Annotated in this window: 7 protein-coding genes; all 7 read left to right on the top strand. The window is 70.3% G+C overall.

Translation table 11 applies throughout. From position 1 onward, the window contains the following. The first annotated feature begins 18 nt into the window (after positions 1-18). Entirely contained in the window at positions 19-234 is a 216-nt protein-coding gene (locus ABVN73_RS24105) for a hypothetical protein (protein WP_353861109.1), read from the top strand. 55 nt (positions 235-289) lie between these two features. Then, the gene (locus ABVN73_RS24100) at positions 290-907 is read left to right on the top strand and encodes a cysteine dioxygenase (protein ID WP_353861108.1); all 618 of its coding nucleotides are present in this window, start codon (positions 290-292) and stop codon (positions 905-907) included. A 20-nt stretch (positions 908-927) separates the two neighbouring features. Beyond that, positions 928-2,547, top strand: a complete 1,620-nt coding sequence (locus ABVN73_RS24095; RefSeq protein WP_353861107.1) for a rhodanese-like domain-containing protein — start codon at positions 928-930, stop codon at positions 2,545-2,547. A 23-nt stretch (positions 2,548-2,570) separates the two neighbouring features. After that, entirely contained in the window at positions 2,571-3,632 is a 1,062-nt protein-coding gene (locus ABVN73_RS24090; RefSeq protein ID WP_353861106.1) for an ABC transporter substrate-binding protein, read from the top strand. Between the two features lie 10 nt (positions 3,633-3,642). Beyond that, positions 3,643-4,497, top strand: coding sequence for a TauD/TfdA family dioxygenase (locus tag ABVN73_RS24085; RefSeq protein WP_353861105.1), 855 nt, complete (start codon positions 3,643-3,645; stop codon positions 4,495-4,497). Positions 4,498-5,249: 752 nt separating this feature from the next. After that, positions 5,250-6,809 carry a ShlB/FhaC/HecB family hemolysin secretion/activation protein gene (locus ABVN73_RS24080; RefSeq protein WP_353861104.1) on the top strand — a complete coding sequence of 520 codons (1,560 nt, stop codon included), beginning with the start codon at positions 5,250-5,252 and terminating at the stop codon, positions 6,807-6,809. 21 nt (positions 6,810-6,830) lie between these two features. After that, on the top strand, positions 6,831-24,734 hold the full coding sequence (locus ABVN73_RS24075) for a filamentous hemagglutinin N-terminal domain-containing protein (RefSeq protein ID WP_353861103.1): 17,904 nt from the start codon (positions 6,831-6,833) through the stop codon (positions 24,732-24,734). Positions 24,735-24,762 lie beyond the last annotated feature (28 nt).

The following is a 24,762-nucleotide window of genomic DNA, read 5'->3' as shown; positions in this document are numbered from 1 at the left end:
TCAAACAGGAGACCCGGCATGAAGGCTTCGGATAACTTCCACTGGATGCTGATCGCGTCGCTCGGCCCATCCTGCGCCTTGCCTCTGCCGCCGGACCCTTCGGGCGGCGCGTCGGACCGGACGCGTTCCCCCGACCGGGCGCGTGCGGAAGCGCCGCCGCCCAGCCATCGGCTGGCCCTGGCGGCCGGCGTCGCCCTGGCCGTCCTTCCGGTGCTGGTGGCCACGCTGGCCTGACCCGCCGCCACGCGCGGCTCCGGCCGCATCCCAACTTGCCGGATGGACGGATGCCATGACCGATCCCACCCTTCCCAACCTGTCCCGCCTGCGCGGTTTCATCGGCGACCTCACCCGTCTGGTGGACCGGCGGGGCGACGACGAGGCCGCCATCCTTGACTCGGGACGCGCCCTGCTGGCCGGGCTCGTCGCCGTGGACGACTGGCTGCCCGACGCCTACGCGCAGCCCGATCCGGTCCATTACCGGCAGTATCTGCTGCATTGCGATCCCCATGAGCGCTTTTCGGTCGTCAGCTTCGTCTGGGGGCCGGGGCAGCGCACGCCGATCCACGACCACACCGTCTGGGGCCTCGTCGGCGTGCTGCGCGGAGCGGAGCATTCCCAACGCTACGAGCTGCGGGACGGCCCGCCCGTTCCCACCGCCGCCGACCTTCTGCCGGTCGGATCGGTGGAGGCCGTGTCGCCGCGCATCGGCGACGTCCACGCCATTTCCAACGCGCTGACCGACCGTCCCTCGATCAGCATCCACGTCTATGGCGGCAACATCGGCGCCATCCGGCGCTCGGTCTTCGATCCGCTGACCGGCGAGCGCAAGCCCTTCGTCTCCGGCTACGCCAACAGCGCCCTGCCCAACCTGTGGGACCGCTCGAAACCCGTTCCGCAAGCCGCATAACAGGTCCCGGAAAGCACACCATGCCCGAAACCGCCCCGCCCGACATCGCAACGCTGGCCACCCGCACCGCCGCGGACATCCGCCGCGACTGGATCGACCGCAGGGAGGTCGCCCTTCTCGACGCGCGGGAGGAGGGCCCCTATTCGCTGGCCCACCCGCTGTTCGCCGTGTCGGTGCCGCTCAGCCGGGTGGAATTGCTGGCCTACGACCTGCTGCCGCGGCGCGACGTGCCGATCACCGTCTACGACAACGGCGAGGGCTACGCCGAACCGGCGGCGCGGCGGCTGTTGGCGCTGGGCTATCGCGAGGTGACGCTGCTGGAAGGCGGGCTGGCCGGCTGGACCGCCGCCGGGTTCGAGCTTTACCGGGACGTCAACGTGCCGAGCAAGGCGTTCGGCGAGTGGGTGGAGCATCACCGCCACACCCCGTCGCTGTCCGCCGACGAGGTGAAGACGCTGATCGATTCCGGGACCGATCTGGTCGTCCTCGACGCCCGCCGCTACGAGGAGTTCCAGACCATGGCGATTCCCGGCGGCATCAGCGTGCCGGGGGCCGAGCTGGTCAAGCGCGTCCACGACATCGCGCCCGACCCGCGGACCCTGGTCATCGTCAACTGCGCCGGGCGGACCCGCTCGATCATCGGCACGCAGTCGCTGGTGAACGCCGGCATCCCCAACCGCGTGGCGGCGCTGCGCAACGGCACCATCGGCTGGACCCTGACCGGGCTGGAACTGGACCGCGGGCGTGCGGAGCGCTTTCCGGCGGTGTCGCCGGAGGGCGACGCCAGGGGGCGCGAGGCGGCCCGCGCGGTGGCCGACCGGGCCGGCGTCGGGCGCATCGGCGTCGCCGCGCTGGACGCCTTCCGTGGCGACGGGCGTCGCACCCTGCACCTGTTCGACGTGCGCACGCCGGAGGAGTACGAGGCCGGCCATCTGCCGGGCTTCCGCCACGCGGCGGGCGGGCAGCTCGTCCAGGCGACGGACGAGCATGTCGCGGTGCGCGGCGCCCGCATCGTGCTGGCCGACGACCCGGCGGGCGGCGGCGGGCCGCGCGCCGACATGACCGCCTCCTGGCTGGCGCAGCTCGGCTGGGAGGTGCATGTGCTGGAGGGCGACGTGGCCTCCCTGGGCCGCGAGAGCGGCCCCGACCGCCGCCGTCTGCCGCCCGTCCCGGACGCCGGGGCGGACACCGTGGCGCCGCGCGACCTGCTGGCGCTGCTGGACAACGGCGAGGCGGCGGTGATCGACATCGCCCGCAGCCCGCGCTACCGCGCCGGCCACATTCCGGGAGCGTATTTCGCGACCCGCGCGCGTCTGGGCGGCGCCATCGCCCGCCTGCCGAAGGGCGTGCGGCCGGTGCTGACCTGCTGGGACGGCACGCTGGCCCGTTACGCCGCCGCCGATTTCCCGTCGGGAGCGGTCCCGCTGCTGCTGGAAGGCGGCACGCAGGGCTGGGTGGCGGCCGGGCTGCCGCTCGGCACCGGGCTGGAGCGCCTGGGGCCGGAGCCGGACGACGTCTACAAGCGCCCCTACGAGGGCACCGACAACAGCGCCGCCGCCATGCAGGGCTACATCGACTGGGAGCTTGAGCTGGTCGACCAGCTGAAGCGCGACGGCGCCCACAATTTCCGCGTCATCTGACGAGCCTCACCACGGGACACGCCATGACCCTTTCCATGCGCTTCTCCGCTTCCACGCGCTTCTCCGGGGTGGGCCGCCGGGCGCTGCTCGGCACCGCGCTGCTGCTCGCCGCCGGCTTCGCCGGCCTGTCGCCGGCTCCCGCGCAGGCCGAGGCGACGCAGGTCCGCTTCGCCCGCAACCTCGGCCTCGGCTACCTGCCGCTCTACGTCATGGAGGACAAGGGGCTGGTGGAGAAGCACGCCCGCGCCGCCGGGCTGGGGGAGGTGACGGTCCACTACACCCCGCTCGGCAACCCGACAACGATCACCGAGGCCACCCTGTCCGGCAACGCCGACTTCGGGGCGGCGGGCGTGCCGGCCTTCATCATCGCCTGGGACAAGACGAAGTGGAACGCCAACCTGCGCGGGCTGGCCGCGCTGAACGCCCAGCCGGCCTACCTCAACACCAACCGGCCCGAGGTGAGGGGCCTGACGGACTTCACCGAGAAGGACCGCATCGTCGTGCCGTCGGTCCGCGCCTCCTATCAGGCCATCGTGCTCCAGATCGCCGCCGAGCAGGTCTTCGGCCCCGGCCAGCACGCGCGGCTGGACCCGCTGACCGTGTCGCTGGCCCATCCCGACGGCACCGCCGCCCTGCTGTCCGGCCGGACGGAGATCACCGCCCACTTCACCAGCCCGCCCTTCCAGGACCAGCAGCTCCGCGACCCGAAGATCCACAAGGTGCTGAGCAGCTACGACGTGCTGGGCGGGCCGGCCTCCTTCAGCGCGCTGTGGACCTCCGCCGCCTTCCGCGACGCCAACCCGGGGCTGACCAAGGCGGTGCTGGCGGCGCTGGAGGACGCGGTGGCCCTCATCAAGGCCGATCCCAGGGAGGCCGCCCGCTCCTACATCCGGATCGAAAAGTCCAAGCTGGGCGAGGAGGAGGTGGCGGCGATGATCGCCCATCCGGAGGTGTCCTACGACCTCGCCCCGCGCGGCATCGGCATCTTCACCGACTTCATGGCGCGCATCGGGTCGATCCGCAACCGGCCCGCCGACTGGCGCGACCTGTTCTTCGCCGACATCCACGACCGCGCCGGAAGCTGAGGGCGTTCCCATGAACCACCCCGCCTTCACCGCCCATCCGGTCTCCGCCACGCTGGGGGCCGAGATCCGTGGCATCGACCTGTCGCGGCCGCTGGACGGCGCCACCGCCGCCGCGCTGGCCGCGGCGCTGGATCGCCATCTGGTGCTGGTGTTCCGCGACCAGACGCTCTCCGACGCCGACCTCGTCCGGGTGTCCGGCCATTTCGGGCCGCTCGACAAGGCGCCGATCACCGAGCATGGCCGGCTGCACGCGCCGGGCTTCGAGGAGGTCTACGTCATCTCCAACGTCACGGAGCAGGGCCGTCCCATCGGCGCGCTGGGGGCGGGGGAGTCGGTCTGGCACGCCGACATGACCTATCTGGAGACCCCGCCCTACGCCAGCAGCCTCTACGCGCTGGAGGTGCCGGAGGAGGGCGGGGACACCGGATTCATCAGCATGTTCGCCGCCCACGACGCGCTGCCGGAGGAGCTGAAGCGGCGGATCGACGGGCTGTCGATCAAACACGACAGCACCACCAACAGCGGCGGCTATCTGCGGCGGGGCTTCGCACCCCCGACCGACCTCGCCACCTCGCCGGGCACGGTGCACCCGCTGGTCATCGCCCATCCGGCAACCGGGCGCAGGGCGTTGCTGCTGGGGCGCCGCCCGCACGCCTGCATTCCCGGCCTGCCGCCGGCCGAGAGCGAGGCGCTGCTCGATGCGGTCTGGGCGGCGGCGGTGCGTCCGGAACTGTCCTGGCACCACCAATGGCGGGTCGGCGACCTCGTGATGTGGGACAACCGCTGGACCATGCACCGCCGCGATCCCTTTCCCGAGCACCAGCGTCGGCGGATGCATCGGACCCAGATCGCCACTCCCGCCTGAGCACGGCGTCCTGAAGCGGCGGTGAGGAGTCCGTCGCCGCCCCGCGCCGTTGGCGCGGAAACCTTTCCCAGGTCCGGTGCGTCGGCCTAGACCCGGTGGTGAAAGGTTCTGCGGACGACCGCAACGCTGCGGTCGTCCGGCATTCGTTCAAGGTCACGGCAGCGGATCAGACCCCGGAGAGGCTGGCGCACCGCCCACGGGGATCGCCGCCGTAGGCGTCGTCTTCTGAACCGCCTTTTCCCATTGCCCATCGCCGTATTTCCCCTGCCGCCGAAGGGGCCGGGTGCCACGCCGCCACCGGCCGCCGGCAAACCTCGCGGCAGGGCCGAAGACCGTGCGTCGCCATGGGGCGCGCGCGCCCGGCACCCCACGCCAAGTTGCGGCTCCCCGTTCCGGAAGCACTCGTGACAGGGATGTGAATGTTACAAATTCCGACAAACTAAGGCTAACACCCACTCCGAAATCGCATGGTAGAAATGGCTACCTCCGATGGAGATCCGACGGGGTCTTCGTTAATAAAAAGTTAGCAACGACCATCGCGCGAAGGTATCGGCCCCATGAACGTGTCCACCAAAGCCGCCTCTTCAATCCTTGTCCGCAGTAAAGATATGGATAAGAAAAAAGCGTCTCGGTGGGCATGTGTTGCGGCAAGCGCCATTATCGCTGGACTTGCGGTTCCGGTATCCGCTCAACAGTTGCCGGCGCAACTCCCTTCGGGCGCGGAGCCTCGGCCGGAGGCGCCCCGCCCCGTGATGCCGCTGCCTTCCGTGCCGGGCGGCGCGGTGACCGTCCCGAAGGCGCCGGCGGCGGAAGCCCCGGCGGGTGCCGAGAACTACCGCCTGACGTTGCGGGACGTCACCATCGAGGGCGCCACCGCCTACAGCCAGGACAGCCTGAAGTCCGCCTATCAGGATCTGCTCGGCCGTGAGGTGTCGGTGGCGGACCTGTTCAAGATCGCCAACGACATCGAGTTCCGCTACCGCAACGACGGCTTCGTCACCAGCCGGGTCATCGTTCCGGCCCAGACGATCGAGGACGGCACCTTCCGCCTCCAGGTGGTCGAGGGCTTCGTCTCCGACATCACCTATCCCGACGACATCGGCCCCGCGCTGGCCGCGGTGAAGCGGCTGGTGGAGCCGCTGCGCGGCGTCAAGCCGATCAACGTCGCCGAGGTCGAGCGCCGCCTTCTCCTGGCGAACGACCTCGCCGGCCTGTCCGTGCGCGCAAGCCTGGAGCCGTCGCCGGACACGCTCGGCGCGTCGGTGGTGGTGGTGAAGACGGACCGCAAGGCGGTGGACGCCCTGGTGTCGGTCAGCAACCGCAACACCCCCTATCTCGGCACCGCCCAGACGACCGCGACGGCGGCGCTGAACTCCTTCGGGCCGAACGCCGACACGGTGAACATCAGCGGGCGCGTGTCCTCTCCGGCGTCGCGGGCCTGGTCGGTCGGCGCCGGCTACCAGGCGCTGGTGACCGGCGACGGGCTGACCTTCTCGGCCACCGGCTCCTACTCCAAGTCGCGGCCCGGCCTGACGCTGGACCCCCTGGACGTGGAAAGCTGGGTGGCGGCGGGCGTGGGCACGCTCAGCTATCCGGTGATCCGCTCGCGCCTGGAGAATCTCCGCGCCGTGGGCGAGTTCGAATACCGCGACGTGAACACCGACATTTCCGGCGACCGCTTCAACCGCGACCGCCTGCGCATCCTGCGCGGCGGCTTCAGCTACGACCGGACCGACAATTGGGACGGCATCACCGCGGTGCGCGGCCTCGTGCACCAGGGGCTGGACATCCTCGACGCGACGAAGCTGGGCTCCGCCTACGCGTCGCGCGAGCGCGGGCGCAGCGACTTCACCAAGCTCACCGCCGACATCACCCGCGTTCAGCAGCTGCCCGCCAACTTCAGCATCCTGGCGACGGCCACCATGCAGGCCGCCGGCACGCCGCTGCTGGCCAGCGAGCAGATCGCGCTGGGCGGACCGAGCTACGGCCGCGCCTTCGACGAGGGCGAGATCTCCGGCGACAGCGGCTGGGCCGGGTCGCTGGAACTGCGCTACACGCCGGTGGTGCCGGACAACGCCTTCGCGCAGGCCGTCCAGATCTACGGCTTCGTCGATGGCGGCGAGGTGTGGAACCGCTCCAGCCTGGAGCAGAACAGCCGCAATTCCCTGGTCTCCGTGGGCGGCGGCGTGCGCGCGAGCCTCGTCGAGAGGCTGTTCGCGACGCTTGAGATCGACAAGCCTCTGACCCGCCGCGTCGCGACCGAGGGCGACAAGGACATGCGGGTCTTCTTCAACATCACTGCGCAATACTGATAGGGCCGGGGGATACAGGACATGGGCAAGGGCAACGTCACCACCACCTCCGGCATCACCGAGATTCCCGGCGCGCGGCGCCACCGCCAGACGCTGCGCCAGCGGCTGCTGCTGTCGTCCGCGACGGAGGCGCCCCAGCGCGGCGTCGGCACCCGGCGCCAGCGCCGCGCGGCGAAGGCCAAGGGGGGCATCGACTTCGCGCGGCTGGCGCTGCGCAGCGTGATCGGCGTGGCGCTGTCCACCCTGTTCGCCGGTGCGGCCTACGCCAACCCGCTGGAGGGCACCGTCACCGCGGGCGCGGCGACCATCCAGTCGACGACCCCGAAGTCGATGGAGATCCTGCAGTCCACCGACAAGGCCATCATCAACTGGAAGTCCTTCAGCATCGACGCCGGTGAGAAGGTCACCTTCCAGCAGCCCTCGGCCTCCAGCGTCACGCTGAACCGGGTCACCGGCAACGACCCGTCCAAGATCATGGGCAGCCTGTCGGCCAACGGCACGGTCATGCTGGTCAACCCCAACGGCGTGGTGATCGGCGCCGGGGCGAAGGTGGACGTCGGCGGGCTGGTGGCGACCACCGCCAACATCTCCGACGCCAACTTCATGGCGGGCAAGTACCAGTTCGACCAGGCCTCCACCAAGCCCAACGCCATGGTGGTGAACGAGGGCGACATCACCGTCAAGGACAGCGGCCTGGCCGCCCTGGTGGCCCCGCACGTCCGCAACTCCGGCGTCATCCGGGCCAAGCTCGGCAAGGTCGCGCTGGGCGGTGCCGAGACCTTCACGCTCGACTTCCACGGCGACGGGCTGATCAGTTTCGACGCCAGCTCCGCCGTCAAGACGGTGGCGAAGGACGCGGACGGCAAGCCGGTCGCGGCGCTGGTCGTCAATTCCGGCGAGATCGCCGCCGAGGGCGGCAGCGTCACCCTGTCGGCGCGCGCCGTGAAGGGCGTGATCGACAACGTCATCAACACCGACGGCGTCATCAAGGCCACCTCGGTCGGCAGCGCCAACGGCAAGATCGTCCTGTCGGGCGGCGACACCGGCAAGGTCAACATCGGCGGCACCGTCGACGCCAGCGGGCGCGGAGAGGGGCAGACCGGCGGCACCGTCGTCGCCACCGGCGCCGAGATCGCCGTGAAGAAGAACGCCCGCGTCGACGCCTCCGGCAGCAAGGGCGGCGGCGAGGTCGCCATCGGCAGCAAGACGGGCCGCTCCGGCACCTGGTCGGACAAGGTGACGGTCGAGGCCGGCGCCACCCTGTCCGCCGACGCCGTGAAGTCCGGCAAGGGCGGCAGCGTGACGGTGCTGTCGCAGAAAAGCACAAAACACGCTGGTAAAATCTCGGCCCGCGGCGGCGCGGAGGGCGGCGACGGCGGCTTCGCCGAGGTCTCCAGCCACAAGGACATCTCGCTGACCGGCAGCGTCGACCTGACCGCGCCCAAGGGCGCGGCCGGCACCTTCCTGCTCGACCCGGAAAGCCTGCGCATCGTCAGCTCCGCCGGCGGCAGCCAGGACGGCGCCGCGGCGGACGGCACGATCGGCGTCAACGATCCCAACCTGGGCAGCGGCAACGCCGTCAACACGGTGTCGAAGCAGGTGCTGGAGAGCATCGCCGGCAACGCGAACATCGTGCTGGAGGCGTCGGGCCTCATCACGGTGGAGACCAGCCTCGACCTCCAGACCACGACGGGCCACAGCTTCACCCTGCGGTCGCTGACCAGCAGCGGCATCGCCTTCACCGACGCCAGCTACGAGATCCGCACCAACGGCGGCGACATCGTGCTGGAAGCCAACGGCATGGCCAGCAGCCTGACCAACATCGGCAAGCTGACCACCCGTGGCGGCGCGGTGCGGCTGACGGCCACCAACAACGTCCAGCTCGCCAACCTGATCGACACCACGCCGGCCTCGGGGAGCGCCGGGGTGGTCTCGGTCAGCGCCCAGAGCGGGTCGCTGAGCGCGCTGGACGCCGGCCGCATCGTTGGCGGCCCGATCACCCTGACCGCCGGCAGCGACATCGGCGCCGCGGGCGCGGCGGTGTCGACCAGCAGCACCCAGCTCTCCCTGGTCACCGGCGGCAACCTGTTCGTCACCAACGACCGGACGCTGACCGACCTCTCCGTCACCAGCACGCACCGGGCGGCCGGGGTCAACAGCCAGTTCTTCGTGGCCTCCACGGGCCTGACCTTCACCGTCACCGACTCGGCCGGGGGCACCGCGCTCGACACGATCGGCCAGACCGGCGGGCTGAACAGCTTCGCCTTCCGCAGCGACCGTGACATCCAGGTCGGCACGGTCAGCGCCGGAGCGGGGTCCGTCGCGCTGACCAGCACCGCCGGCAACATCACCGGCACCGGGGCGAGCCTGCTGACCGGCGGCGCGCTGACGCTGACGGCCCACGGCTCCGCGGGCAACAACGGCGCCATCGGCACGTCGCTTCAGGCGCTGAACACCGCCGGCGGCAGCCTCACCGCGACGACCGGCAGCGGCGGACTCCATCTGTCGAACACCGGCGCGCTGACGCTGGCCAGCGTGACCAGCGGCGGCGCCACCACCGTCGCGGCCACCGGCAACCTGACGGTCGGCGCGGTGTCCAGCGGCGGCAACACGCTGACCCTGACCAGCAGCGGCGGCAGCATCCTGAACGATGCCGACGCCTCGACCACCATCAGTTCCTACAGCCTCGTCCTGAACGCCGCCGGCAGCATCGGCACCAGCGGCACGGCACTGACCGCCGGTTCCTACAACATCGACGCCACCTCCGGCGCGGGGGGCGTCTTCCTGGCCACGTCGGGCTCGGCGGTGCTGGGCTCCATCGTCTCGACCAACGGCGACGTCGCGATCACCACCGGCGGCACCACCACCATCGGGACGATCACCAGCGCCAACGGGACCAGCAGCATCGCCGTCACGGCGAACGGCACGGCGTCCGACATCACCGCGACCACGGTCAATGCCGGGGCCAACGGCAACGTCACCCTGACGACCGCCAACGGCAGCATCACCGCCCTGTCCGGCACGATCACCGGCGACAACGTCACCCTCGCCGCCGGGGGCAGCACCTCCACCGTGATGGTGAACACCGCGGCGAAGCGGCTGACGGTCACCAACGACGCGGGCAACGTCACGGTCATGCAGACCGGCGCCGTGACCGTGGACAGCATCACCTCCACCGGCACGTCGGTCTCGCTCACCGTCACCGGCGGCGGCGCCACGCTGGGAACGATCAAGGCGTCGAACTCCGGCGCGATCTCCGTGACGGCGGCCGGCGGCGCCATCCTGGGCAAGGACGCCAGCAACCGGCTGTCGGCCGGCGCCATCAGCCTGAGCACGGACGGCGCCATCGGGAGCCTCGGCACCCATCTGCGCACCTCGACGGGGTCGCTGACGTTGAGCAACGTCGGGGATCTGTACCTCGACAACAGCGGCGTGATCCTGACCGGCCTGGCGATCACCAACCGTCATGTCAACGGGAACGGCAACGCGCTCCAACTCACCTCCGAGTATTTCAATTTCGAGGTCAACGACAACGGCACCTCGACCATCCTGGAGGCGATCGGCAGCCCGAAGCTGAAAACCCTCAGCTTCAACAGCGACGCCAATCTGATCGTCGGCGATCTGGCCACGGTCGGGGTGGGCGGCACGGTCACGCTGACCTCCACCGCCGGCCACATCCGCGACGACGGCAGCCTGAACACGCGGATCAACGCCGACGCCGTGACGCTGAGCGCCGTGGCGGGCAGCCTGGGCGACGCTAACGCCCCGCTGGCGCTCAACGCCACGAAGCTGACGCTGACCACCGGCGGCGACCTGCACGTCACCAACCTGTCCGACATGGCGGAACTGACCGTCACCAGCACCCATGCGGACACGACGGTGGTGAACAGCTACTCGATCACCGCGCCGAACTTCGCCTTCGACCTGACCGATGACGCCACCAACGGCTATCTGCTGCGCACGCTGGTCGACACCACCGGCCAGATCTTCTCCTTCAAGGGCGACCGCGACATCCGGCTGGGCCGGGTCGATCTGACCTACAAGAACGGCGTCCTTCCCGACAACGGCACGCCTTCGCCCAGCGAAATCTACAGCATCTTCAACGCCGAGACGACGAACGGGTCGATCCTGGACGACGGGTCGAAGACCACGGTGGTGCTGGCCGGGTCGGTCAACCTGAAGGCCAGCAAGGCGATCGGCAGCGCCACGGGCACGGAATATCTGGACATCGTCACCCCGGTCCTGAACGCCAGCGCGTCGGACGGCGGCATCTACGTCACCCTGCCGACCTCGACGGGCGTCGACAACCATAAGAATCTCATCACGCTGGGCAGCCGCTTCTTCAGCGCCGCCAACAACCCCATCGTGGTGACGGCGACCTGGGGCGACATCGCCTTCGGCTCCAACTTCTCGTCCAGCGCCAGCAGCGACATCACGGTGACGGCGACCCACGGGTCGATCCTGAACCCGAACAGCGGCGGCCTGCGCGCCAGCGACACCGGAACGGTGACCCTCACCGCCGGCAAGAACATCGGATCGTCGGACAAGGCGGTGAGCGCGCAGGCCGGTACGGTCGTGGCCACCGCCGGGGGATCGATCTGGCTGGGCTTGGGCACCGGCCCGACCGCGCTGGGCAGCCTGACGGCCGGCGGCGACATCACCGTCACGAAGTCCAACAGCGTCATGACCGTCGGGTCGGTCAACGCCAACAACGGCACCGGAACGGTCTCGCTGACGAACAGCAGCGGCAGCATCCAGGACGATTCCGACAACACGACCGTCATCGCCGCCGGCAAGGTGATCCTGAACGCCGGCGGGAGCGTCGGCGGCACCAACGCGCTGAATCTGTCGACGGCGAACCTGTCGATCACGACGGGCGGGTCCATCGGCGTCACCAACACGATGGCGCTGACCGACCTGACGCTGACGCGCGGCTCCTACTCCGGCGGCACCATCGGGATCAGCACGATCACCGGGCAGGTCTTCACCCTGTCGGACAGCTCGTCGCAGTCCACGATCCAGACCGTCACCAGCACCACGCCGCTGAACTTCGCCTTCAACTCGTCGCGCTCGGTCAAGGTCGGCACCGTCAACGTCGGAGCAGGCGGCAGCGTCGCCATCGTCTCGTCCAACGGCGTCACCAACACCGGCAACGGCAGCAAGATCACCGCCGGCAAGGTCTCGCTGGAGGCGGGGACCGGCTCCTCCATCGGCGATTCGACGCTCTATGGAGCCATCAACCTCGACACCGGCGACCTGTCGGTGACCGCCGGGCGCAACATCCACGTCGACAACAACGGGCGTGCCTTCAACAGACTGGCCATCACCAGCACGAACGCCACCACGACCGAGAGCACCTTCTCCATCGGCAGCACCGGTGCCCAGATCTATACGCTGGTCGACAACGGCACAAAGTTCGGCATCGACATCGCTAGTGCCCAAAACAGCAACTTCAGCTTCACCGGCATGAAGAAAATCGAGGTTAACAACATCTCCGCCGCCGGCGGGTCGGTCAGCCTGACCACCGCGGGCGGCGGAGAGAACTCGACGATCACTATGGTGGGAGCAGGAACCATCACGGCGTCCGCCGTCACGCTGTCGGCCAACGGCACAGGGACCAACGGCGGTTCCATCGGCACCAGCACGCGGGCGGTGAAGACCGCCGCCTCGTCGCTGACCCTGGTGAGCAACGGCAACCTCTACATCAACAACAGCAATACCGCTCTGACCGCGCTGGACGTGACGGTCACCAACAAGTCGACCACCAGCACCGGCACCTACCAGTTCGACAATCTCGGCACCGGCCGCAGCTTCACGGTCATTGACGCGACCGGCTATCAAATGCTGACGCTCTCCACGCCGAACGGCCAAAGCATGGATCTGCGCTACAGCGTGGACCGCAGCATCATGGTCAACGGCATTACGGCCGGAAGCAACTCGACCGGGTCGGTGACGCTGATTTCCACCGGTTCGGCGACCGGGGCCACCGCTGGGCCTTCCATCAATGGCGTCGGGACGATCACGGCGGGTTCGGTGTCGCTGACCGCCACAGGGTACAACGGAAACGTCGGCGGTTACGGCACGGTGATGACCAACACGAAGAAGCTGGCCGTCGCGTCGGCTGGCAACGTGCTGGTCAGCAACAGCACAACCCTGACCGATCTGACGCTGGACCTCCGGCACAACAAGGCCGGTGGCGGCGCCAACTCCTACGTCATCAGCTCGACCGGCCTGACCGCCACCTTCAGCGACGCGACGACGCAGGAAGGCCTGACGGTGACGAACGTCACCCAGAGCGGACTGAAGCTGAACATCAGCAATGACAAGGCCCTGCAGATCGTCAAGATCGACGTCGGGAACAGCGGCACCGTCGATCTGACGGCCAACGCCGGCACGTCCGCCATCAACGCCTCGAACAGCAGCGGCGCCGCGATCACCGCGGGCAGCCTGGCGCTGAAGGCGACCAGCGTCGGCCACGCCAACGGCAGCGGCTCCTACTTCACCACCCAGGTCGGCACCCTGTCGGCCGATCTGACGGGGTCGCTGACGCTCAGCAACTCCGGCTCCCTGACGCTGAAGGATGTGAAGGCCGGCTATTCGGCGGACATCAAGGTGACCAACAACGGGTCGCTCCTCCAGTCCGGAACCAAGCCGCTGAGCGCGGACAAGGTGAAGCTGACGGTGGAAGGCGGCTCCATCGGGGCGTCCGGCACGCCCCTGCTGACCGAGACGCGGACCCTGGAGGTGATCGCCGGGCGCAACGTCTATCTGACGAACAGCGCCGACCTGCACACCCTCAACCTGGATGTCCGGCACGCGTCCTCCGGCACGCAGAACGCCTACGACATCCGGTCGGAGGGGCTGACCTTCGCGCTGACCGACACCAACACCGGCAGCCAGTACACGCTCGGCAGCGTCGTCGACGCCAGCGGCCTCGACTTCTCCTTCAAGAGCGACAACAGCGTCACCCTGGGGACGATCAACGGCGGCCTCGCCCGCAGCGTGGCCATCGAGACCACCGGTACCGGCAAGAACATCCTCAGCAACGGCAGCTCGATGGTGACCGCCGGCACGGTCGCCCTCACCGCGACCGGCGGCATCGGTCAGGCGGGATCGTCCTCCAACCACATCGCGACGATGGCCGACACGCTGGCGCTGACCACGGCGACCGACGCCTTCGTGGACAACGGCAAGGACCTGACCGCGCTGTCGCTGACCAGCTCGCGGACGACCGGCGCCGGCACCTACCAGATCACCGCGCCGCAGCTCGTCTTCACCTTGACGGACGACGGCACCACCACGACGCTGAGCCAGCTGACCGACACCACCGGTCTCGCCTTCACGCTGGACACCCAGCACGCGCTGTCCATCGGCACGCTCAACGTGCAGAACTGGGGCACCGTCAATCTGACCAGCGCAGGCGCCATCACCGGCGCCGCCTCGGCGACCGCGGGCAACCCGGCCAACCGTATCACCGCGGGCACCGCGACCCTGAGCAGCGCCGCCGCCGTCGGCTCCGCCAGCAACAACATCCATCTGTCGGCGTCGTCCGCGACCTTCAACGTGAAGGGCGATCTCTACGTCGAATCCGACACCCGGATCGGCACGCTCAAGATCAACAGCACCTCGTCCAGCATCAACAACCGCACCTACAGCCTGAACTCGGTCGGCACGTCGGGCTCGGCCATTGCTCTGAACGGCGCCGAAAACGCCCTCCAGACCGTTCTGTCCACGCTGAACGATGCCAGTGGCGTGCGCTTCACGTTCAACACCCACCGCCAGTTGGTCATCGGCGGCCTGGACGTCGGCAAGACCGGCACGATCGCCCTGGTCGCCGCCCCCGGCATCATCGGGGTCGGCCACTCGGTCCTCAAGATCAACGCCGCCGTCACGGAGCTGAGCGCCAGTTCCGGTGCGGTCGGCAGCACCGGCGGCCAGTTCATCGGGATCACCACCGGCAACCTGATGGTGTCCGCCAACAACGGCGCCGTGATCAGACTGCACGGCCCGACGGTCATCGACTCCATGATGATGGGCGGCGCGCTGGACCTGACCAACTCCACCGGCGACATCGCGCTCGGCACGATCTCCATGAACGGCGCCAACGCGTACATCGACAACCAGGGCGGCTCGATCCTCAGCGGTACGATCAGCGGCAGCAATCTGGTGAACCTGACGGCGACCGGATCCATCGGCAACGTCAGCGCCATTTCGACGCAGGCCTATTCCACCAGCACCACGCTGACCGCCAGCGCCGCCGGCAGCATCGCTGTGTCCGAAGGCAAGAGCCTGATCGCCCAATCGGTGGTGAGCACCGGTGGCGGCGCCATCACGCTGTCCACCGGCTCCTCGGGAACCAACCTTCTGACCGCCGGCACGATCACCACGACCGGCAAGGTGTCGCTGACCAGCCACGACGGCAACATCCGCGCCAACAGCGGCAATCTGGTGTCCGGCGGCAGCGTTGAGCTGTCCGCGATCAAGGGTGCCATCGCCGACACGGGCTCCACGCTCAACGTCGCGACGACCGACCTGACGATCAAGACGCCCGGCACCTTCAAAATTGCCGACACGCTCGACCTCGCCAAGCTGACCATCGACCGCACGCCGTCCACCGGCACCACCACCTCCGGCACGATGAGCCTGACGGCGACCAATCTGAACTGGAACGTCACGGACAGCAGCGGCACCACCACCTTCACCACGCTGACCGACAGCACCGGCCTGGACTTCACCTTCAAGGCGCCGGGGGCCATCGCCATCGGCACGGTGGACACGGGCACCTCCAGCACGGTCAGCCTGACCGCCACGGGCAACAGCGCGACCGCCGGCAACATCACGGCGGTGAACAACAGCTCCACCATCACCGCGGGCTCCCTGAAGCTCGACGCCCACCCGAAGGTCAACGAGCAGGGCAACAGCAGCGCCATCGGCAGCGCCGCCACGGCGCTGGGCATGAACGTGTCCAGCCTGACCGCCAGCAGCGGCTCCGGCGGCCTGTTCGTGAAGAACGCGGCGGGGCTGAACCTCAGCTCGATCACCACGGGCGGCGCCCTGACGGTGATCGCGGCGACCGGCGACCTGACCGTCTCGAACCTCTCCTACGACAGCAGCAAGGCGCTGACCCTGACGGCGACGGCCGGCCGGATCCTCAGCGGCGGCTCCAGCCTGAGCCTCGGCAGCGGCAGCGCCACGCTGACGGCGGGGGCCGGCATCGGCACGGCGGACTCGGCGTTCAAGGTCTCGACGTCCAGCACCGGGGCGCTGACCACCAACGTCACGGGCGCGGGCGGTGTCTATCTCGACATCGCCGGTTCGCTGACCGGCGGGTTGAGCGCCGCCGTCAACAACGGCCCGGTGGTGGTGACGGGCAGCGGCAACATCACGCTGACCAACGTCGCCATCGCCACCGACGCGGCGGGCAACAGCATCGCCGTGACCTCGACCAACGGTTCCATCACCGCCGGCACGGTGACGGCGGGCGCCAACAACGGCTCGGTCACGCTGAGCGCCACCGGCAACGGCGGCAAGATCCTGGCCGCCAACGGCGGCTCCGCGGTCACCGGCAAGACCGTCGCGCTGAACGGCGCCGGCGGCATCGGCACCTCTTCCGCCCGCGTCGGCGTGGGCGGAGCCCAGGTGCAGGTGAACGGCGGCTCGGGCGACATCTACCTGAGCACGACCGGCGCCACCGCGCTCGCCTACGCGGCGACGACCGGCGGCAAGATCGACGTGCTGGCCGGCGACCGCCTCCAGGTGGTCAGCGCCAGCACCGGCGGCGGGGCGGTCACGATCTCCTCCACCGCTTTGGACGCCGACATCATCGCCGGCAGCATCAACGCCGGCAGCGGGGCGGTCACGCTCAGCTCCGCCGGGGGCGGGGTGTATGACGACGGCCTCGCCGAGACGCGGATCGTCGGCGGCTCGGTCTCGCTGACCGGCGGCAAGGGCGTCGGCACCTCCAGCCGTTCGGTCCAGACCACCACCCCCAGCCTGACCCTGGCGAGCGCCAACGGCAGCGTCTATGTGACCGACGACACCGTCGCCGGCGTCGCCGTCGCCTCGGCCACCGCCTCCAACGGCTCGGTCACCATCGCGTCGGCCGGCACGATGACGGTCCAGACGGTGTCGGCGAACACCACCAGCGGAGCGGTCGCGCTGACCGCCGCCGGCTCCATCCTGGGCAGCGGCAGCGGCACCCATGTGACCGGCCACTCGGCCAGCCTGACCGCCACCGGCGGCAGCATCGGCGTGGTCACCGACAACGCCACCGGCGCCGGCACGCCGATCAAGATGAACGTGTCGAGCCTGACCGGCCTGACCGCCACCGGCACCACGCCGGTCATCTCGATCGACAACATCAACAGCGCCGCGCTGACGCTGACCAACAACCTCGTCACCCTCGGGGCGGGCGGCTCCGCCTACATCCGCACGGCGGGGAACCTGAACGCCAGCGCCGGCCTGTCGATGACCAGCGGCAACCTGCTGCTGCAGTCCGGCGGGGTGCTGACCCTGCCGACGACGGCGATCAACCTCGGCACGGGCGCGCTGACGCTCAAGGGCGCCACCGACGTGGTGGCCGCGGGTGCGTCGCCGCGGACGCTGTCGATCACCGCCGGCTCGCTGATCTTCGTCAGCGGCTCCAACGGCGGCAACACCACCCTCAACACCACCGTCGGCACCATCGACGCCAGCCTGACCGGTTCCGGCAAGAGCCTGACCGTCAACAACACCGGCACGCTGACGGCGGCGACCCTCGGCGCCAATGGCACCGTCACCGCCACCAGCACCACCGGCATGACCGCGACGTCGGTCACCGGCGTCGGCACGGTCGGCCTGATTGTGACGTCGGGCGATCTGACGGTCGGCACGGTCAACGCGGGACCGACCGGGACCATTACCCTGTCGGCGGCGGCCGGCAGCCTGCTGACCGGCAACGGCACGAGTCTGACGGGCGGCGCGCTGAACCTGATCTCCGGAACCGGGATCGGGACCAGCACCACCGCCTTCAACAGCACCATCGCCAACGTCTCGGCGATGGTGGGAGGGACGGGCGGAATCTATCTGTCCGGCGCCAGCTTCACCCTGGGCAATCTGTCCACCTTCAACGGCGACATCTCCGTCACCGCCACCGGCGCCATCAGCGACGGCAACGCCACCACCGGCATCGTCGCCGGAGGCAGCGGCGCCATCTCCCTGGTGTCCACGGGGGGCGCGATTTCCCTGACCAAGACGGTGAGCAGCACCGGTCCGGACGCCACCCGGGCAAGCGTGACGATGCAGGCCGCCAGCATCGGCCTGGGCACTGTCGTCAGCACGGGGGCACAGACCTACACCGGCGACACCACGCTGGGCGGCACGCTGACCGGCAAGTCGGTGACCGTCACGGGGAACCTGACCCTGTCGGGCGCCAACCGCTCGGTGACCGCGACCGGCGGCGACCTGTCGGTGACCGGCACGCTCAACGGCGGCGGCTACGGGGCCTCGCTCAACGCGGCGCAGGGCGGTGTGACGCTGGGTGGAGCGGCGAGCAACCTGGCCTATCTGTCGGCCACTGCGGGGACCATCGGCCTGCGCGCCGTGACGACGGCGGGCGCGCAGACCTACACCGGCGCGACCAGCCTTCAGGGCGCCTACGCCACCGGAAACGGCGCCTTCACGGTGACCGGCGCGACGACGCTGGCGGGCGGCACCACGGTGAACTCGGGCAGCGGAAACGTCTTGTTCAGCGGCGCGGTGAACGGGGCCAACTCACTCGTGATCACCAGCAGTGGCGCGACCCAGTTCAGCAGCGCCGTGGGTGGCACGACGGCGCTGACGAGCCTGACCATCGACGCCGGCGGGACGGCCAGCGTGAAGTCGGTTTCGACCACCGGCGGGCAGACCTACAGCGGCACGGTGACCTTGGATGGTACCTACACCACCGGCGCGGTCTTCTCGGCCATCGGCGCGGTGACGCTGGCCGGAAACACGACGGTGGATGGCACGTCGAGCGTTGTCTTCATGAACACGGTGGACGGCGCCTATGCCCTGGCGGTCAACAACCAGGGCATGGCGCAGTTCAACGGCGCTGTGGGCGGCACGACGGCGCTCGCCAGCCTGACCACCGACGCCGGCGGCACCAGCAGCGTGAAATCGGTGACGACCACCGGCGCGCAGACCTACAACGACGCGGTGACGCTCAACGGCACCTACAACACCGGCAGCGGGGCCTTTACCGCCAACGCGGCGACCACGCTGGCCGGCGCGACGACGGTGAACGGCGGGGCGGTGCTGTTCGCCGGTGCGGTGGACGGCGCCTACGCCCTGGCGGTCAACAGCAAGGCCGCCACGCAGTTCTCCGGCACGGTGGGCGGCACGACGGCGCTCGCCAGCCTGACCACCGACGCCGGCGGCACGACCAGCCTGAAGTCGGTGACGACGACGGGGGCGCAGACCTACAACGACGCGGTCACGCTGAACGGCACCTACGCCACCACCAACGGTGCCTTCACTGCCAACGGTGCGGCGACGCTGGCCGGCGGCACAACGGTCAACGGCGGGTCGAGCGTGCTGTTCGCCGGCACGGTGGACGGCCCCTACGCTCTGGCGGTCAACAGCAAGAGCACGACGACGTTCACCGGCACGGTGGGCGGCACGACGGCGCTCGCCAGCCTGACCACGGATGCCGGCGGCACGACCAGCCTGAAGTCGGTGACGACGACGGGTGCCCAGACCTACAACGACGCGGTCACGCTCGACGGCACCTACACCGGTGGCACGGTCACCGCCAACGCGGCAGCGACGCTGGGCGGCGCGACGACGGTGAACGCCGGGACGGCCACCTTCAACGGCACGGTGAACGGCGCGCAGGCGCTGACCATCGCCGGGACGGGGACGACGCAGTTCAACGCGGCGGTGGGCGGCACGACGGCGCTCGCCAGCCTGACCACCGACGCCGGCGCCACCACCAGCTTCCTGAACGTCACCACCACGGGCGCCCAGACCCACAACGCCGCCACGACGCTCAACGGCACCTACAGCGCCGGCGGCGCCTTCACCGCCAATGGCGCGGTGACGCTGGCCGGCGACACGACGGTCAACGGCGGGTCGAGCGTGCTGTTCACCGGCACGGTGGACGGCGCCTACGCCCTGGCGGTCAACAACAAGAGCACGACGACGTTCACCGGCACGGTGGGCGGCACGACGGCGCTCGCCAGCCTGACCACCGACGCCGGCGGCACCAGCAGCCTGAAGTCGGTGACGACGACGGGTGCCCAGACCTACAACGATGCGGTCACGCTGAACGGCACCTACGCCACCACCAACGGTGCCTTCACCGTCAACGGTGCGGCGACGCTGGCTGGCGACACGACGGTCAACGGCGGTTCGAGCGTGCTGTTCGCCGGCACGGTGGACGGCGCCCAGGCGCTGGTCATCAACAGCAAGGCCGCCACGCAGTTCTCCGGCACGGTGGGCGGCACGACGGCTCTCGCCAGCCTGACCACGGATGCCGGCGGCACGACCAGCCTGAAGTCGGTGACGACGACGGGTGGCCAGACCTACAGCGACGCGGTGACGCTCGACGGCACCTACACCGGCGGCAGCTTCACTGCCAACGGTGCGGCGACGCTGGCCGGCGACACGACGGTCAACGGCGGGTCGAGCGTGCTGTTCGCCGGCACGGTGGACGGTGCTCACGCCCTGGCGGTCAACAGCAAGGCCGCCACGCAGTTCTCCGGCACGGTGGGCGGCACGACGGCTCTGGCGAGCCTGACCACCGACGCCGGCGGCACGACCAGCCTGCGCAACGTGATCACCACGGGCGTGCAGACCTACAACGACGCGGTGACGCTGAACGGGCTCTACAGCGCCGGCAACACCTTCACCGTCAACGGTGCGGCGACGCTGGGCGGGGCGACGACGGTGTATGGCGGGTCGAGCGTGCTGTTCGCCGGCACGGTGGACGGCGCCCAGGCCCTGGCCATCAACAACAAGGGCACGACGACGTTCACCGGCACGGTGGGCGGCACGGTGGGCGGCACGACGGCTCTGGCCAGCCTCACCACCGACAGCACCAGCACCAGCTTGAAGTCGGTGACGACGACGGGGGCGCAGACCTACAACAACGTGGTCACGCTGGACGGCACTTACACGGGCGGCACCTTCACCACCAACGCGGCGGCGACGCTGGGCGGGGCGACGACGGTGAACGCCGGTACGGCGACCTTCAACGGGACGGTGAACGGCGCCCAGGCGCTGACCATCGCCGGGACGGGCACGGCGCAGTTCAACGCGGCGGTGGGCGGCTCCACGGCCCTGGCGAGCCTGACCACCAACGCCGGCGCCACGGTCAGCCTCCTGAACGTCACCACCACGGGCGCCCAGACCCACAACGCCACCACGACGCTCAACGGCACCTACAGCTCGGCCAACAGCCCGATCACCTTCAACGGTGCGACGACGCTGGCCGGGACCACGACGGTGGACGCGGGCTACGGCACGATCACCTTCAACGGAACGGTCAACGGCGCCCAGGCGCTGACGGCGACCTCGACCGGGGCGATGGTGTTCAACGCGGCGGTGGGCGGCACGACGGCGCTGGCCAGCCTGACCACCGGCACGGGCTACACCAGCCTCGTCAACGTGACCACGGCGGGCGGCCAGAGCTACGGCGGGGAAACCAGCCTGATGGGCACCTACGCCACCGGCAACGGCGCCTTCACCGTCGCCGGCCCGGCGACGCTGGCGGGGGCCACCACGGTCGACGCCGGCAGCGGCGCGGTGACCTTCAACGGAACGGTGAACGGCGCCCAGGCGCTGGCCATCAACGGCAGCGGCGCCACCCGGTTCAACGCGGCGGTCGGCGACACGACGGCGCTCGCCAGCCTGATCACCGACGCCGACGGCTCCACCAGCCTGACGTCGGTGACGACCAGCGGCGCCCAGACCTACAACGACGCGACGACGCTCAACGGCACCTACAGCTCGGCCAACAGCCCGATCACCTTCAACGGTGCGACGACGCTGGCCGGGACCACGACGGTGGACGCGGGCTACGGCACGATCACCTTCAACGGAACGGTCAACGGCGCCCAGGCGCTGACGGCGACCTCGACCGGGGCGATGGTGTTCAACGCGGCGGTGGGCGGCACGACGGCGCTGGCCAGCCTGACCACCGGCACGGGCTACACCAGCCTCGTCAACGTGACCACGGCGGGCGGCCAGAGCTACGGCGGGGAAACCAGCCTGATGGGCACCTACGCCACCGGCAACGGCGCGTTCACCGTCGCCGGCCCGGCGACGCTGGCGGGGGCCACCACGGTCGACGCCGGCAGCGGCGCGGTGACCTTCAACGGAACGGTGAACGGCGCCCAGGCGCTGGCCATCAACGGCAGCGGCGCCACCCGGTTCAACGCGGCGGTCGGCGACACGACGGCGCTCGCCAGCCTGATCACCGACGCCGACGGCTCCACCAGCCTGACGTCGGTGACGACCAGCGGCGCCCAGACCTACAACGACGCGGTGACCCTGAACGGCGCCTACCGGGCCGGCACGGTCTTCACGGCCGCCAAGGCGGTGACGCTGGGCGGCGATAGCCGGATCACCGGCACCGGCGGCATCGTCCTCGCCTCCACCCTCGACGGCGGGCGGGCGCTGACGCTGACCAGCGGTGCTGGCGACATCCTGCTCGGCGGTGCCGTCGGCGGCACCAGCCGTCTTGGGGCGCTGACGGTCAACGGCGGCGGCACCACCACCATCGCCGGCGCGGTCAAGGCGGCCTCGGTGGCCACCGACGCCACCGGGATCACCATCCTGAACGGCGGCAGCGTCGACACCACCGGGACGCAGAGCTACGCCGACGCGGTGACGCTGGGCGCCGACACGGTCCTGACCGGCACCCAGCTGTCGCTGTCCGGCGGTCTCGACGCGGCGGCGGCGGGCCGTCAGGGCCTGGTCATCGCCGGCAACGCCGCGATCACCGGCACCCTCGGCACCCGGCAGGCGTTGGCCGCGCTGACGGTCAACGGCGATACGCTGCTGACCGGCGCCACGGCGGTCACCAGCGGGGCGCAGACCTACGGCGGCGCGGTCCGTCTGGCCGGCGCTCCCTCGGTCCTGACCGGCACCGGCATCACCTTCGCCGGGACTCTGGACGGCGGGCAGACCCTGACCGTCAACAGCGGGTCCGCCGACGCCGTCTTCGCCGGCGTGGTCGGCGGGACCGAGCGGCTGGGCGCCCTGGCGGTGAACAGCGCCGGCCAGACCCGCTTCGCCCAGTCGGTCCGCGCGGCCTCCGTCGTCACCGACGCGGCGGGCACGCTGGCCCTCAACGGCGGCAGCGTCGACACCACCGGCACCCAGACCTACGGCGAACGCGCCGTGCTGGGCAGCGACACCCGCCTGACCGGCCGCACCATCGTGCTGGCCGGCGGGTTGGACGCGGCCACCCGCGGCGGGCAGGGGCTGACCATCGCCGGCGACGCCGTCGTCAACGGCGCCGTCGGCGGTACCCAGGCGCTGAGCCGCCTGTCGGTGACCGGCACCGCCGCCCTGAACGGCGGCGCGGTGACCACCCTGGCGGAGCAGAGCTACAACGGGGCGGTGACGCTGGGCACCGACACCGTCCTGACCGGCGGGACCGTCTCCCTGCGGAACGGCGGCAACGCCGCCAACGGCGGCGCTCAGGCGCTGACGGTCGAGGGCGACGCCGTCCTGGCCGGGGTCTTCGGCGAAACCGGCGCCCTGCGGCAGATCGCCGTCAATGGCGGCACCCGGCTGGACGGCGCCGCCGTCACCACCGCCGGGGCGCAGCGCTTTGGCGGCGCCCTGACGGTGGCCGGCGCCAGCGCGCTGACCAGCACCGGCGGCGACCTCGTCTTCGGCGGGACCGTCGACAGCGCCAACCGTTCCGCGCTGTCGCTGAACGGCGCGTCCATCCGGGCGGCGGGCGACATCGGCGCGTCCGGCCTGATGGGCGACGTTACGGTCCGCACCTCGGGCGGCGTCTTCTACGACGGCGCGGTGACCGTGCGCTCGCTGACTCAGACGACGGGCGGCGAGAGCCGCTTCGCCAAGGCGTTGACCGCGACCGGGACGGACGGCCTCCGCCTGACCGGTGCCGGCTTCACCTTCGGCGCGGCGGTGAACAGCGCGGGCTCGCTGGCCCTGGTCACGACGGACGCGGCGGGAGCGGTGACCTTTGGTCGTGACGCCACGGTTGTCACGGAGGGGGGCTTTACCCAATCCGGTGGATCGGGCATTGTTCTGCCCGCCAGCATTACGGCCAAGACCGGTCCGATCACGCTGGGCGCCGTGGCGTCCCTGCCGGACGGACGGGCGTCCATCGCGGCGGGCGGCCCCATCACCATGGCGGGGCTCCAGGGCAAGGCCACCATGCTGACCATGGCGTCCGACGGCGGGGCGCTGCTCATCGGACAGGAGACCGGGACCGCCTTGCAGAAGATCGACGTGCTGAGCCTGACCGTCCCCAAGGCCGGGTCCGCTCTGATGTTCGGCACCGTGGCCGGCAAGACGGATGCGTTGGCCGCCAGCGCGATCGACAGCCCGCTGCGGGCCACCCCGTACTTCATCAACAACACCCCCTGGGGTCCGACGGAGCAGGTCAGCCGGGTCGCCGCCACCGTGGTGGTGGTGGTCCCGGTTCCCAGCACCCCCGGCGTCACCAGCCTGTTCACCGGCACGGTGGGCAGCGCCGGCCTCACGCCGAACGCCCTGGCCGCCTACGCCGCGCCGCAGGTTCTCACCCTGGCCGGCACGACCCCGACCCTGACCGGTGCGGGGACCCAGCCGGAAGTCCTGACCGGTTCCGGGGTGGGCGGCTCGGCCGGCGCCGGAACCGCTCCGGGCACCACCCGCGCCGGCGCGCAGCCGGAGGTCCTGACCAACGGCAACCAGCAAACGGAGAAGGAGGAGGCGCGCTGACGCGTGCCTTTCTCCGCGGCTTTACCCT

The organism is Azospirillum formosense (assembly GCF_040500525.1).
Lineage (GTDB): Bacteria > Pseudomonadota > Alphaproteobacteria > Azospirillales > Azospirillaceae > Azospirillum > Azospirillum formosense_A.
This window is presented reverse-complemented; position numbering and strand designations above follow the sequence as displayed.